The sequence below is a fragment of the Tistrella mobilis genome (genome assembly GCF_041468085.1).
Classification (GTDB): domain Bacteria; phylum Pseudomonadota; class Alphaproteobacteria; order Tistrellales; family Tistrellaceae; genus Tistrella; species Tistrella mobilis_A.
Window position 1 is genome coordinate 4,298,250 of sequence record NZ_CP121017.1, and the last position, 13,770, is coordinate 4,312,019.

The window sequence follows — 13,770 nt, forward strand, 5'->3', positions numbered from 1 at the left end:
GAAACGATAGAGGGGGGCGCGGGCATGGGTCAAATCAGCGGAATGTGTGGCCGCATAGTGGAATTTGATGAATGCGGACACCGTCGATGATCTACGTTCCGGCATACCGGTATCAGTATAACTTCGCCCCCGGCCTGGGTGACGATTGTGATGCAGAACATTTCACCCTGGACGGCCTCGCCATTTTTGATGATGATCATCATATATAATTCGAAACCGCACCGGGCGGAACGGCTTGGAGGGACAAGGACGATGACAGCAGGCATAGGCACGGCACTGGTCACTGGTGCCTCCTCAGGGATCGGGGCGGTCTACGCCCGGAGGCTGGCGCGGCGCGGACATGATCTGATCCTGGTCGCGCGCGACCGGCTGCGGCTTGAGGCGGCGGCCGAACAGATCGCAGCCGAATACGGCGTGGCTGTGGAGGTTCTGGTCGCCGATCTGGCTGCCGCCGAGGGGCTGGATGCGGTCGCGGCGCGGATCGAGGCGGATCCGGCCCTGTCTCTGTTGGTGAATGCGGCGGGGCTGGGGCCCGCCGGGCCGGCGCTGGCGACCCCGCCGCAGGGCTATGACGCGATGCTCACCCTGAACGTGGGCGCGCTGCAGCGGCTGACGCTGACCGCGGCGCAGGTCTTCGCCGGGCGTGGACGGGGTACGATCATCAACCTCGCCTCGGTGGTCGCCCTGATCCCCGAGCGGATGAACGCCCCCTATGTCGCCGGTAAGGCTTTCGTCCTGGAGCTGACCCGGGCACTTGCAGCCGAACTCGCCGGCAGCGGCGTCCGCTTCCAGGCGGTGCTGCCCGGGCTCACCCGCACCGAGATCTTCGATCGCGCCGGCGGCAGCCTGGACCATTTCCCCACCCATATGGTGATGGAAGCCGGGGACATGGTCGACGCCGCCCTTGCCGGGCTGGATGCGGGTGAGCTGGTCACCATTCCATCCCTGCCCGATGCGGCCGACTGGGCGGCCTATGACGCCGCCCGGGCGAGGCTTGCCCCCAACCTGTCGCATGACCGGCCGGCGGCCCGCTATCTGGCCACGACCCCGGCCTGAGCCAGGACCATAATCATGATAATCAGCATATAAACGCCGTTTGATCTTCAGGAGGTCTGGCCATGTCGGCTGCCGAAACCGCCACGCCCGCCGCAGCCACGGCGGCACCCCGCCGCCTCAGCGGGGGCATGCTGGCCCTGCTCGCCGGGCTGGCCGCGCTGGGCACGCTCTCGACCAACATCATCCTGCCGGCCTTCCCCTCGATGGCGGCAGCGCTCGATGTGCCGGCGCGGGATCTGGGCCTCACCCTCACCAGTTTCTTCCTGGCCTTTGCGGTCGGACAGCTGGTGGTCGGGCCGGCCTCGGACCGGTTCGGCCGCCGGCCGCTGGTGCTCGGCGGTCTGATGCTGTTCGTGATCGGCTCGGCGATCTGCTGGGCGGCGCCCGATTTCGGCACGCTGATCACCGGCCGCGTGGTGCAGGCGGCTGGTGTCTGCGCCGCTTCGGTGCTCTCCCGCGCCATCGCCCGTGACCTCTATGACGGCGAGGCCCTGGCCCGGGCGCTGGCCTTGACCATGGTCGCCATGGCGGCGGCGCCGGGCTTCTCACCGCTTCTCGGCAGCGCGCTCGACACGGCCTTCGGCTGGCGGGCGGCCTTCGTACTGGTGGGCGTGGCCGGCATCCTGCTTGCCGTCGCCCATCTGGCGGTGGTGGGGGAGACCCATCCGGCCGACCGCCGGCGCCCCGCGGGCATCGGCGGCATCGCCCGGGCCTATATCGAGCTCGCCCGCGACCGGCGCTTCATCCTGCCGGCCGGCGCCGTCTCGCTGGTGCTCGGCGGGCTCTATGCCTTCTTCGGCGCCACGCCGGCCATTCTGATGACCGACATGGGCTTCACTTCGCTTGAGCTGGGGCTGTTCTTCGCTGCGACCGTCTTCGTCGTGTTCGGCGCCGGCTTCGCCGCACCGCGCCTGGCCCATGCCTTCGGTGCCCGCCGCGTGGCCCGCGCCGGCGCTCTGCTGGCCCTTGCAGGCGGTCTGGTGCTGGCCGCGGGCGGCAGCACGCCCGGGATCGGCATCTTCACGGCGGCGCTTTCGGTGTTCCTGTTCGGGATGGGGCTGGTCAACCCGCTCGGCACCGCCATCACCCTCCAGCCCTTCGGCAGTCGGGCCGGCCTCGCCTCGGCCCTGCTCGGCTTCCTGCAGATGGCCATGGCGGCGCTCGCCACATTGCTGGTGACGGCCCTGCCGCTGCCGCAGACCCTGGCGATGGCGGTGGTGCTCGCCAGCGCCTCGGGGTTTGCCGCGGTCGCATTCATAGCCTCAGGAGATAAGTGACCGCTCGCTCAGGTACAAGAGCCCCGCAAGGTAATGCAGCGTTGCAGCGAGGAAGGCTTGACCGGACGGGTGATCCTGCCGTCTCGTCTTTTGCCGCATCCACTTCCGTTGCAAGGCGCCAGATGCAGTTCCTCACCGCAACCAGCCTGCGCGTCAGGCAGATCCTGGGCTTCGCCGTCCTGCTCCTGATGCTGGCGGCGCTCACGGCCGTCGGCATCTCGCAGGTCGACACGATCGACGACACCCTGACCCGGATCAACACCGTCAATTCGGTCAAGCAGCGTCACGCGATCAATTTCCGGGGCAGCGTCCATGACCGGGCGATCGCGCTTCGTGACCTCGTCCTGATCCAGGATGCCGCCGAACGGCGAAAGGTCATGGCCGATATCCGCCGGCTGGAGGGCTTCTATGCCGAGGCGGCCCGTGCCCTGGACGGCATGATCGCCGCAGGCGCGGAAATGACGGCGGACGACCGCACCCGGCTCGACCGGATCAAGGCGGTCGAGGCGCGAACAATGCCCATCGCCGCCCAGATCATCCGGTTGAGCGACGCCGGCGACAGCGCCGGCGCGACACAGCTGCTGATCACCAGCGCCCGGCCCGCCTTCACCGACTGGCTGGCCGCGATCAACGCCTTCATTGACCTGCAGGAGGTCAAGAATCAGGAGGCGGGTGCCATCGCGGCCGCCAAGGCAAGCGGCTTCCGGGAGTTGATGATCATTGCCTGTGCCGTCGCCCTGGCTGTGGGCCTGCTCTTCGGCCTCTGGTCGGTGGCGGCCCTTAAGCCGCTGCGCCGGCTGACCGGCGTGATGCTCACCCTCGCCCGTGGCGACCTGACCGTCGAGGTGCCGAAAGTCGCCAGCCGCGACGAGATCGGCGACATCGCCGGCGCAGTTGCGATCTTCAAGGCCAATGCAATCGAGGCAGCCGATTTCCGGGCCCGGCAGGAAACCGCGGAGCGTGATGCCCAGGCACGCAAAAAGGCTGAGATGGCGAGCCTGGCCCAGAGCTTCGAAAGCCAGGTTCAGGGCGTGGTGACGGGGCTTTCGGGCTCGGCGGATCAGCTCCGCAGTTCTGCCCGCGCCCTCTCGGGCACCGCAGAAGACACCGAACGCCGGGCGCATCAGGTGCTGCGTTCGGCCGAGGCCGCCTCGACCAATGTCCAGACCGTCGCCGCCGCCACCGGCCAGCTTTCGGCGTCGAGCAACGAGATCGGCCGGCGGATCGAGGAAAGCGCTGTCAAGGCGCGCGCGGCCGCCGATCAGGCCGAAGGCACCAATGCCGTGGTCCAGGGCCTGCGGGAGAAGGCGGAGCGGATCGGCAATGTGGTCAAGCTGATCTCCGACATCGCGGAACAGACCAATCTGCTGGCGCTCAACGCCACCATCGAGGCCGCCCGGGCCGGAGATGCCGGCCGCGGCTTCGCCGTGGTCGCCAATGAGGTGAAGTCCCTCGCCACTCAGACGGCGACGGCCACCAGCGACATTGCCGCCCAGATCACCGACATCCAGTCGGTCACCCGCGACGCCGTCGGCGCCATCCAGGGGATCGCCGCGGCGATCCGCGAGGTCGACGGCATCGCCGCCACCATCGCCGCCGCGGTCGAGGAACAGAATGCAGCGATCGGCGAGATCGGCCGCAATGTCGATCAGGCCTCACGCGGTACCGGCGAAGTCAGCGAAGCGATCGCGGGCGTCGGCGAAGCGGCCTCGCGCACCGGCAGCGCCGCCGCCCAGCTGCTCGGCGCATCGGAAGAGCTGTCGCGTCAGGCAGGCGCCCTGCAGACCCAGCTCGACCGGTTTCTGGCTGGCATCCGGGCCTGATCAGGCGAGCAGATCGAGCGTGGCGGGATCCGGCAGCCCGCCACACCAGCGGTCGAGGGCCGCCTGGAAAACCGGCTGCCCCGACACCGCCCCGAACAGGGTGACGCAGGACCGGAATTTCAGGTCGTCCGGGCTGCCGAAAAGCGCGTACAGCGATGCGGAGGGGGCGGCGGTCGCCGTCTCCACCGCACAGACCAGTCGCGGGCCCAGCACCGGATGGGCAAGATAGGCCCGGGCCTCGTCGGCATCGCCGATGCCATAGCGCTGCGCCGTGGGGCTGCGGCCAAGGGCGCGCAGCTGCGGGAAGATGAACCACATCCAGTGGCTGCGTTTCGCGCCTGCCCGCAGCTCCGCCAGCGCCTGATCGAAGACCGGCGCCTGGGCGGTCACGAAGCGCGCAAGATCATAAGGGTCGTCAGCCGGCGTCATTGAACCTGTCCTTCGTGATGGCCCCGGTCGCTTTCTCCGGAAAGAGTCGCTTTCTCCGGAAAGAATGGCGATGACGGCAAGCGCGATCAAACCGGCCCTGGCCGATCATGCCATCATCATGTGGTCGAGAACGTCGAGGAGAGGCAAAGCATGGCCGATACGCCGGTGGACAGGGTGCTCTGGTTCATCGACGGCCATTATCGCGAGGCGCTGGACCTGGACCGCATGGCCGAGGTTGCGGGCGTGTCGCGTTTTCACCTCTGCCGGGCCTTTGCCGCCGCCACCAGCGGCACGGTGACCGGCCGGCTGCGCGAGGTGCGCCTGCTCGCCGCCGCCCGTCAGCTGGCGACCGGCGCGCCGGACATCCTGACCGTGGCGCTGGATTGCGGCTACGGCTCTCACGCGGCTTTCACCCGCGCCTTCCGCAGCCGCTTCGGGCTGCCGCCCGACCGGTTTCGCGCCGCCGCCCTCGCCGATCCATCCCGCTTCCCGCTTTCGGAGACCGCGATCATGCAGCCAACCATCCTTCAGAACCTGCCGCCCCCGCGCACCGAGCGCCTCGGCCCCTTGCGCGTCGCCGGCCTCAGCGGCCATTACGACCTCAGCACCATCGGCACCATCCCGGCCCTGTGGCAACGGCTGGTGATGGAATACGAGCCCCTGCCCGGGCGGCTGGACGGCGTGTCGCTGGGTGTGTGCTATGGCGGGGATCCCGAGGGCGGGCTCGACTATCTGGCCGGCGCCCAGGTCACCGGCTTCGACGGCCTGCCGGCAGAGCTGACCCGTCTGGAGCTGCCGGCGCGCAGCTATCTGGTCTTCGCCTGGCCGGGGCACATCACCGAGATCCGCAGCCTGGTCCACACGATCTGGAACCATTGGCTGCCGAGCCATGGTGTGACCCCGGCACGGGCGCCGGATTTCGAGCGTTACCCCGAGAGCTTCGACGGGGCGACCGGCGATGGCGGCTACGAAATCTGGATCCCGCTGGACGACTGACCTCAGCGCACCGCCGAGACCCCGCCATCGACCACCAGCGCCGTGCCGGTGGTGAAGCTCGACATGTCGCTTGCCAGATAGAGGGCCGAGCGGGCGATCTCGGCGGGGTCCGCCAGACGCTTCAGCGCATGCAGCCCTTCGACATGGGCGCGGATCGCGGGATCGGGCATGGCATCACGGCCCATCGGCGTATCGGTCCCGCCGGGCAGCAGTGCATTCGCACGGATGCCCTGCTGCCCGTATTCGGCCGCAATCGCACGGGTCAGGCCGACCACCCCGGCCTTGGCCGCCGCATAGGCACCCATCATCGGAAAACCGACCACGGGGCCCACGAAGCTCGACGTGAAGATCAGCGAACCGCCGCCCCGGGCGATCATCGCCGGAATCTGGTGCCGCGCGCCCAGGAAAGCGGCGGTCAGGTTCACATCCAGCACCATCCGCCAGTCCGCTTCGTCGAGCCCGGTCACCGGCACCGCCGGGCCGGTCGCCCCGGCATTGTTGAACGCAATGTCGAGCCCGCCGAATTGCCCCTCGGCGGCCTCGACCGCCGCCCGGGCCACGGCGTCGTCGCCCACATCCCCTGCGACCGCCACCGCTTCCCCATCCCGGGCGGCGATCTCTTCCACCAGCCGGTCGAGTTCCGCGCGCCGGCGGGCGACCACCACCAGCCGCGCGCCTTCGGCCGCAAACAGTTTCGCGGCCTCATAACCGATCCCGGAACTCGCCCCGGTCACGATCGCCACCTTTCCCTCAAGCTGCGACATCGGTCGCTCCTCCTGCGTTGTCGATGGCAGGAGCATCGCCATGGGATCGACGGCCGGCCATCCGGCTGCGGTCACGGCATCCGAGGTTCCGCGTCACACCGGCTGCCGGTTGCGGATCACCGTCCGGATCGCAAAGCTCGACTGGATGCGTGCCACGCCCGGCATGCGTGAGAGCACCTCCTTGTGGACGCGCTCATAGGCGGCCGCATCCTCGGTTTCCACGCGGAGCAGATAGTCCGACAGACCGGTCATCAGATAGCACTCCCGCACCTCGGGGCAGCGGCGGACCGCCATCTCGAACCGGTTCAGCACCTCCTCGGTCTGGCGCTCCAGGGTGATCTGGACGATGACCACCGTCGGTTCCTCGTCGGCAGGCAGATCGATGAGCGCGGTATAGCCGCGGATCACCCCGGATTTCTCCAGCAATCTCAGCCGTCTGAGGCAGGCCGATTGCGACAGCCCCACCGCCTCGGCAAGGCGGGCATTGCTCATACGACCGTCTTTCCGGAGGAGGCGGACGATGCGGTCGTCGACCGGGTCGAGGCGTAGCGGCATGATCTGCGGTTTCCTTCGCAGAAAATTGTGTAGTTGGCATTATCTTCGATGATTCTGCGCCAGATCGGCAAGACAATCGACGATCTTTGTTCATACGCTGTGTGGAGTGCCATCCCCGCCCGAGCCGACCGCCGATCGAAAGCCGCATGCCATGAATGTGAGCGTCAGCGCCGCCCTGTCCGACCGGGAAACGACGCCTTCCCGTACCGCGGAAGATGCCGCAGCGGCCCGTGCCGGGGCCTTTCTGACCATCGATCTTGCTGCACTGCGCGAGAATTATCTCGCCCTCCGCACCCGTCTCGGCGGGCGGGCCTGTGCGGCGGTGGTCAAGGCCGATGCCTATGGGCTGGGTGCCACGCGCATCGCACCGGTCTTTCATGACGCCGGCTGCCGGCATTTCTTCGTTGCCCATCTGGATGAAGGCCTGGCGCTGAAGCAGGCACTGCCGGACGATTGCGCGATCATGGTTCTGCATGGGCCGATGCCCGGTGCCGAGGCCGATTGCGCCCATGCCGGGCTGGTGCCGGTGCTGAATTCGATGGAGCAGATAGAGGCCTGGGGCGGCCTTGCCCGGGCGCTGGGCCGGCGGCTGCCGGCCTTCGTGCAGATCGACAGCGGCATGTCGCGCATGGGCCTGCCCGAGGCCGACATCACCCGCATCGCCGCCGCACCCGAGCTGCTGGACGGGATCATCGTCGAGGCGGTGATGAGCCATCTGGCCTGCGCCGACGAGCCCGATCATCCGGCCAATGCCGAGCAGCTGGCGAATTTCCGCCGCCGCAAGGCGTTGCTGCCCGATGCCCCCGCCTCTTTCGCCAATTCGAGCGGCATCTTCCTGGGCCCTGATTATCAGTTCGATCTGGCCCGCCCGGGTGCCGCACTCTACGGCCTGAACCCGCAGCCGCATCTGCCCAATCCGATGAAGAGCGTGGTCCGGCTGACGGCCAAGGTGGTGCAGATCCGCGAGATCCCGGCGGGCGCCCATGTCGGCTATTCCTGGCGCTTCCGTGCCGAACGGCCGACCCGCATCGCCACCGTTTCGGTCGGTTATGCCGATGGCTGGCTGCGCAGCCTGAGCGGCCGCGGCTCCGCCCTGATCAGCGGCCGGGGGGCACCGATCGCCGGCCGGGTGTCGATGGACAGCATCACCGTCGACGTGACCGACCTGCCCCCCGAGGCCGTGAAACCCGGCAGCCTGGTCGAGCTGATCGGTCCCGATCAGAGCCCGGACGCCGTCGCGGCCGTGGCCGGCACCATCGGCTACGAAGTGCTCACCAGCCTGGGCAACCGCTATCACCGCCGCTACCTGAACGGCTGAGCACCGCACGAGCCGTCCCGCCACCCACACCCCACGCATCCCGGCGGCCCCTGCCGCCACCTTCGAAGACTGGGCAGAGCCTGTGAAGATCATCATCCTCGGTAGCGGCGTTCTTGGTGTCGCGTCGGCCTATTACTTGGCCCGCAAGGGGCATGAGGTCACCGTCGTCGACCGCCAGCCGGCGGCGGCGATGGAGACGAGCTTCGGCAATGCGGGCGAAGTCTCTCCCGGCTATTCGGCCCCCTGGGCCGGGCCGGGCGTGCCGCTGAAGGCGATCAAGTGGCTGACCATGGAGCACGGGCCGCTGAAGATCCGGCCCAAGCTGTCGATGCATCAGTGGTCGTGGCTGGCGCAGATGCTGGCCAACTGCACCAGCGAGCGCTATGCGGTCAACAAGGCCCGCATGGTGCGCATCGCCGAATACAGCCGCGACTGCCTGAAGGAGCTGCGCGCCGAGATCGGCATCAGCTATGACGAGCGCACCATGGGCACGCTGCAGCTGTTCCGCAAGCAGGAGCAGCTGGACGGCATCGATGGCGACGTGAAGGTGCTGAAGGACAGCGGCGTCGCCTTCGAGGTGCTGGATCGCGACGGCTGCATCAGGGCCGAGCCGGGCCTCGCCCGCGTGCGCGACAAATTCGTGGGCGGGCTGCGCCTGCCGGGCGACGAGACCGGCGACTGCCACATCTTCACCCAGAACCTGGCCGCCGAGGCCGAACGGCTGGGTGTGACCTTCCTCTACGACACCAGCATCCAGGCGCTTGCGGCGGAAGGCGACCGGATCACCGGCGTCTCGACCAGCCGCGGCGTGCTGACCGCCGATCGCTATGTGGTGGCGCTGGGCAGCTATTCGCCGCTGCTGCTGAAGCAGATCGGCATCAAGGCGCCGATCTATCCGGTGAAGGGCTATTCGATCACGGTGCCGATCACCAACAGCCAGCTGGCGCCGGTCTCGACCGTGATGGACGAGACCTACAAGATCGCCATCACCCGGCTGGGCGACCGGATCCGGGTCGGCGGCACCGCAGAACTCGCCGGCTTCGACCTTGCGCTCCGCGACGGTCGCCGCAAGGCGCTGGAGCATTCGGTCTCGGATCTTTTCCCCGAGGGTGGCGACGTGGCGGCGGCCAGCTTCTGGTGCGGCCTGCGCCCGATGACGCCGGACGGCACGCCGATCATCGGCGGCACGAAATATCGCAATCTCTGGCTCAACACCGGCCATGGCACGCTGGGCTGGACGATGTCGTGCGGCTCGGGCCGGGTGCTGGCCGATCTGATCTCGGGCGACCGGCCCGATATCGATACCCATGATCTGGCCATCGACCGCTACGCCGCCTGATCGACCCGTCTCGCTTTCCTTCGCCGGCCCTGTTCCGATCCAAGCTCCGGTCCGGCGCGAAGACGCCCCCGCCACCTTCGGGTGACGGGGGCGTTCTTCGTTGCAGGCGGCGGGTGGCCCTCCTCAGGCCACCTTCACCTCTTCGATGAAGCGGGTGACGTCGCCGCGGAGCACATCGGCACGCTGGGCCAGGCTGCCGCCGGCGGTGAGCACCTGCCGGCCGGCAGCACCGGTGCGGCTGGCTTCGGCCGAGACCTTGACCACGGTTTCCGCCACGTCGCGGGTGCCGTTGGCCGCTTCCGAAATGCTGCGGGCGATCTCGGTTGCCGCGGCGGCCTGCTGCTCCACGGCAGAGGCGATGGTGGTCGCGATGGCATCGACTTCCGACACCCGACGGCCGATGCCGCCGATGGCTTCCACCGCCGCGTCGGTCTCGGCCTGAACGGCACGGATCTGGGCGGCGATCTCCTCGGTCGCCTGGCTGGTCTGGCGGGCGAGGTTCTTCACCTCGGCAGCCACCACCGCGAAACCCTTGCCGGCATCACCGGCGCGCGCCGCCTCGATTGTGGCATTCAGCGCCAGCATGTTGGTCTGGGCGGCGATGCCGTTGATCAGGTCGACCACACGGCCGATCCGATCGGCCGCATCGGCCAGGCCATGGACAGTGGAAGCGGTGGCATCGGCCTCGCGCACCGCCAGAGCGGTGATGCGCGCACTTTCGGTCACCTGGCGGCCGATCTCGCGGATCGAGCTGGTCAGCTCGTCGGTCGCCGCCGCAACGGTCTGGACATTGGTCGAGGTCTGTTCGGTGGCAGCCGAGGCCGAGCCGGCATGGGCATTGGTCTGTTCAGCGATGCGCGTCATCTCGACCGCAGTCGCCTCAAGCTCGTTCGCAGCCCCGGCCACCTGATCCACCAGTTCGGCGATTTCGAGGTCGAAATCACGCACCAGCGCCTCGATGCGGGCGGCCCGGGCATCGCGGGCAGCCTGTTCGGCGTCATGCTCTGCCTGCAGACGAAGGCGTTCGCGGGCATTGTCGCGGAAGACCTCCAGCGCACGCGCCATGTCACCCAGCTCGTTGCGCCGGTCGGTGCCACGGATATCAACCGTCACATCGCCATCGGCCAGGCGGCGCATGGCGCCGGTCAGGCCGCGCAGCTCACGCGACAGGCCGCGGGCATTGAGGGTGGCAAGCCCGATCAGAACCAGTGCCAGCCCCCCGGCCCAAAGGGCGTTGCGCAGCATCGCCGCCCGAAGTTCGGCATTCAGATCGTCGATATAAACGCCCGATCCGATCACCCAACCCCATTCCGGCACGAGCTTCACATAGGACAGCTTTTCCACCGGCTGGGTGCCGCCCGGGCGAGGCCAGTGATAGGTCAACAGCCCGGACTTTGCCGGCCCGGTTGCCGTGTCGACCATCTTGTGAAAGATCAGATCGCCGGTCGGGTCCTTGAAATCGCTCATATCCTGGCCGTTCAGCCGCGGCTGGATCGGATGCATCACCATCCGGTAGTCCAGGTCGTTGACCCAGACATATTCACCATCATTGAAGCGCATCGCCTCCAGCGCCCGGAGCGCCTCTGCCTTGGCCTCATCAACGGTGGCGGGGGTCGCGCGTTTCACTTCGGCCATAACGATGGCTGCGGCCGCATCGACGGAGGAGCGGACCAGCCGCTCGCGATCCTGCAACATCTGAGCGCGCTGGTCGAAGGCGCCAATCATCGCGAGGGCCAGGAGACCGATGGCGGACAGCCCGACCATCGCGGCGAGCCTGAAGGCGATGGTCGCGTTCCTGACGCGCGGCAACGAGAGCGACATGATATGTGCCTTCCCGATCTTGACGACCGGCCGCGGGGGCGAGCCGGCCCTTCTTTTTGTGAAGACAACCGGTCGATGTCGGCCCCTTGCGGACCTGGGCGCGACATCCCGGCTGCCGGACCCCGTCCGGCAGCCGCGAGACTAGGTCTTGCACCATGAACCCGCCTTGATCTGTGCCAAAGCGCAGACCTGATCGCCACATCTGCGACGGAATGCCGCAGATCACTGCGCGATATCGGTCTTGTGGTCTTCCGCACGGGAAAATTCACAGCAACAGGCTAGACTGTCGGCGTTCCGTGATCCGTCGCGGGATCACGACGCGTAGTTCAAGCCATGGCCACCCACAATCGGCCGGCCCACGAAGGCGATGACGCCTCCACGAGGACGAGACAGATGAGCTTGTTGACCAGGATCGGCGCCGTCTGCGCCCTGACCGTCACCATCGCGGCCGGCGTTGCCTACGCCCAGTCCGATGTGATCAAGGAACGCCAGGACGGCTTCCAGGCCATGCGCAAGCAGCTGGGCGCCGTGAAGGCCGCGGTGGAAGGCGGCGGCCCGGCCGATGCCGTGATCGCCCCGGCCGAGGCGATGATCGCCTATGCCGAGCGCATCCCCGCGCTGTTCCCCGCCGGATCGGACAGCGGCGACACCAAGGCGCTGGCCACCATCTGGACGGACCGCGCGGGCTTCGAGGCGGCCGCCCGCAATTTCCGTCAGGCCGCGCAGGAACTGGCCGATACCGGCCGGTCGGGCGACATGGACGCCGTCGCGGCGGCCTTCGGCGATGTCGGTAAGGCCTGCGGCGCCTGTCACAACGACTATCGCGGGAAGTGAGCCGGCATCTCCCCGACAGAAAAACGGCGACACCCCGGGGTGTCGCCGTTTCCGTATCTGCGGGACCGGCAGCCCCCTACCCGCCCCAGATCATAATCGCCACCACGACCGCGATCCCGACTGCAAGGGCCAGGACGGCGCGGGGCAGGGAGCCCGCCCGCGGCGGCAGCGGCTTCACTTCCACTGGCGACACCCAGGGCTTGTAGCCGGTGATCATGGGCCAGATCAGATTCTGGCGGCGGGCGATCCAGTAGAGCAGCACCGCCGCGACATGGATGCCGATCACCCAGGGCAGGATGCTGCCCAGCACTTCGTGGATCGCGGTGATCTGCAGGCGGGTGTCGTATGACACCAGTTCTCCCAGCGGGCCCACGAACAGGATGTCGTCGTCGGTGAACAGGCCCAGCGTCACCTGCAGGCCGATCAGCCCCAGCAGCAGCAGCACCATCCAGCCGCCGGCGGCATTGTGCCCCGCCTCCGGCGGTGCCGTCCTGGCGTCGCGCAGCTCGCGCAGATGCAGCGCCACAGCGGTCGGCCCGCGCACGAAATCGGTGAACCGGGCATGGCGACCGCCGATCACCCCCCAGATCAGGCGGAAGACGATCAGCACGATGATCGCATAGCCGCACCAGACATGAACCTGGCGCGGGCCCTCGCCCGTCGCCCAGGCTCCGATCACGGCTGCGGCCAGCAGCCAGTGGAACAGGCGGGTCGGCAGATCCCAGACCAGAGCCCCCTTCGGCTTCGCGCCGCCGGGGCCGGATCGGGAGGTGGCGTCGGACATGATCTCGCCCTCTTTATCTTCGTTCGGTCACGCCGGATATGCGGCAGCCGGGGCCGCGGCCTCTTCAACATGTCGCGGGACGAAGCCTTCAGGCAAGGCCGCAGGGCGACGCCCCCCCGCCGGCGTGCGGATTGCCACGCAGAAAAAACCGGCGCCGCCCCCGATGGGACGACGCCGGCTGCAGATCGGGAACCCGTCGAGACCGATTCGGATACCTCAGGGGCGTACCGGGAAGTAACCGCTGGTGCAGATGCAGAAGTTCATCGCCAGGGTCGGCTGCCGGTTCTCATGGGCCTGACCGCCACCGGCAACGCCGATGGTGCGGGGGTCCATCTCCACGATCGGCGACGGGGTTGGAAGTGGTGAAGGCACAGCCCCGAACGGAACGGCAGCCGTCGCACGTCCGATCACCGCAGCGCTGGACGGGCTCAGGGTGATGTTGCTCGTCACCGTCTGAATGGTCGCGTTGACGCCATGGCTGTGACTGGCGATCTGGGTCATGCCCAGCGTCACGGTCATCGTCCCGATCTTCTGGCCGACGGAGCGCGGGGTGAGCCCGAGCCCGGTGCCCATGCCGACCGGCACCCGCCCCCGCAGATCGGGCAGGTTGTACGTCTGGTTCGTGACGCTGCCGCCATACTGGGTGCCGATGATGGCGTAGAGCACCTGATTCTGCTGCACGGTCATCTGCTGCCCGTTGCAGTAGGCCCAGTCATAGGGGGCGAATGCGAAGGCGAACACCCGGATTTCGCCGGTAAAGGGATCTGCCATGAC

At 68.1% G+C, this 13,770-nt stretch carries 13 protein-coding genes; 7 read left to right on the plus strand and 6 right to left on the minus strand.

Translation table 11 applies throughout. The annotated features are described in order from the left end of the window. The first annotated feature begins 252 nt into the window (after nucleotides 1-252). The 3 genes from P7L68_RS24905 (at nucleotide 253) to P7L68_RS24915 (ending at nucleotide 4,156) form a co-directional block, all read left to right on the plus strand. The gene (locus tag P7L68_RS24905; protein ID WP_372002504.1) at nucleotides 253-1,056 is read left to right on the plus strand and encodes an SDR family NAD(P)-dependent oxidoreductase; all 804 of its coding nucleotides are present in this window, start codon (nucleotides 253-255) and stop codon (nucleotides 1,054-1,056) included. A gap of 62 nt (nucleotides 1,057-1,118) precedes the next feature. Further along, nucleotides 1,119-2,333, plus strand: coding sequence for a multidrug effflux MFS transporter (locus tag P7L68_RS24910; protein ID WP_372002505.1), 1,215 nt, complete (start codon nucleotides 1,119-1,121; stop codon nucleotides 2,331-2,333). 122 nt (nucleotides 2,334-2,455) lie between these two features. Continuing rightward, entirely contained in the window at nucleotides 2,456-4,156 is a 1,701-nt protein-coding gene (locus tag P7L68_RS24915) for a methyl-accepting chemotaxis protein (protein ID WP_372002506.1), read from the plus strand. On the opposite strand, the gene P7L68_RS24920 is transcribed toward P7L68_RS24915, so the two are convergent. Further along, complete coding sequence (locus P7L68_RS24920; protein ID WP_372002507.1) at nucleotides 4,157-4,585, minus strand: DUF1810 domain-containing protein; 429 nt, start codon at nucleotides 4,583-4,585, stop codon at nucleotides 4,157-4,159. Nucleotides 4,586-4,735: 150 nt separating this feature from the next. Here P7L68_RS24920 and P7L68_RS24925 point away from each other — a divergent pair, with 150 nt between their 5' ends. After that, on the plus strand, nucleotides 4,736-5,581 hold the full coding sequence (locus P7L68_RS24925) for a GyrI-like domain-containing protein (protein ID WP_372002508.1): 846 nt from the start codon (nucleotides 4,736-4,738) through the stop codon (nucleotides 5,579-5,581). Between the two features lie 2 nt (nucleotides 5,582-5,583). Here the strand turns inward: P7L68_RS24925 and P7L68_RS24930 are convergent, their stop codons facing one another. Beyond that, nucleotides 5,584-6,345, minus strand: coding sequence for an SDR family oxidoreductase (locus P7L68_RS24930; RefSeq protein WP_372002509.1), 762 nt, complete (start codon nucleotides 6,343-6,345; stop codon nucleotides 5,584-5,586). 93 nt (nucleotides 6,346-6,438) lie between these two features. After that, a complete protein-coding gene (locus P7L68_RS24935; protein WP_372002510.1) occupies nucleotides 6,439-6,900 on the minus strand; it encodes an Lrp/AsnC family transcriptional regulator in 462 nt (153 codons plus the stop codon). A 151-nt stretch (nucleotides 6,901-7,051) separates the two neighbouring features. Between P7L68_RS24935 and alr the strand changes: the two genes are divergently transcribed. Then, nucleotides 7,052-8,218: an alanine racemase gene (gene alr / locus P7L68_RS24940; protein ID WP_372002511.1), complete on the plus strand. Its 1,167-nt coding sequence runs from the start codon at nucleotides 7,052-7,054 to the stop codon at nucleotides 8,216-8,218. A gap of 82 nt (nucleotides 8,219-8,300) precedes the next feature. Next, nucleotides 8,301-9,557, plus strand: a complete 1,257-nt coding sequence (locus P7L68_RS24945; RefSeq protein WP_372002512.1) for a D-amino acid dehydrogenase — start codon at nucleotides 8,301-8,303, stop codon at nucleotides 9,555-9,557. 123 nt (nucleotides 9,558-9,680) lie between these two features. Here the strand turns inward: P7L68_RS24945 and P7L68_RS24950 are convergent, their stop codons facing one another. After that, the gene (locus P7L68_RS24950) at nucleotides 9,681-11,378 is read right to left on the minus strand and encodes a methyl-accepting chemotaxis protein (protein WP_372002513.1); all 1,698 of its coding nucleotides are present in this window, start codon (nucleotides 11,376-11,378) and stop codon (nucleotides 9,681-9,683) included. A gap of 393 nt (nucleotides 11,379-11,771) precedes the next feature. Here P7L68_RS24950 and P7L68_RS24955 point away from each other — a divergent pair, with 393 nt between their 5' ends. Further along, on the plus strand, nucleotides 11,772-12,212 hold the full coding sequence (locus tag P7L68_RS24955; RefSeq protein WP_372002514.1) for a cytochrome c: 441 nt from the start codon (nucleotides 11,772-11,774) through the stop codon (nucleotides 12,210-12,212). A gap of 76 nt (nucleotides 12,213-12,288) precedes the next feature. Here P7L68_RS24955 and P7L68_RS24960 read toward each other — a convergent pair whose 3' ends face one another. Then, nucleotides 12,289-12,996, minus strand: a complete 708-nt coding sequence (locus P7L68_RS24960; RefSeq protein ID WP_372002515.1) for a cytochrome b/b6 domain-containing protein — start codon at nucleotides 12,994-12,996, stop codon at nucleotides 12,289-12,291. Between the two features lie 216 nt (nucleotides 12,997-13,212). Then, a complete protein-coding gene (locus P7L68_RS24965; protein ID WP_372002516.1) occupies nucleotides 13,213-13,767 on the minus strand; it encodes a phage tail protein in 555 nt (184 codons plus the stop codon). Nucleotides 13,768-13,770: the final 3 nt, after the last annotated feature.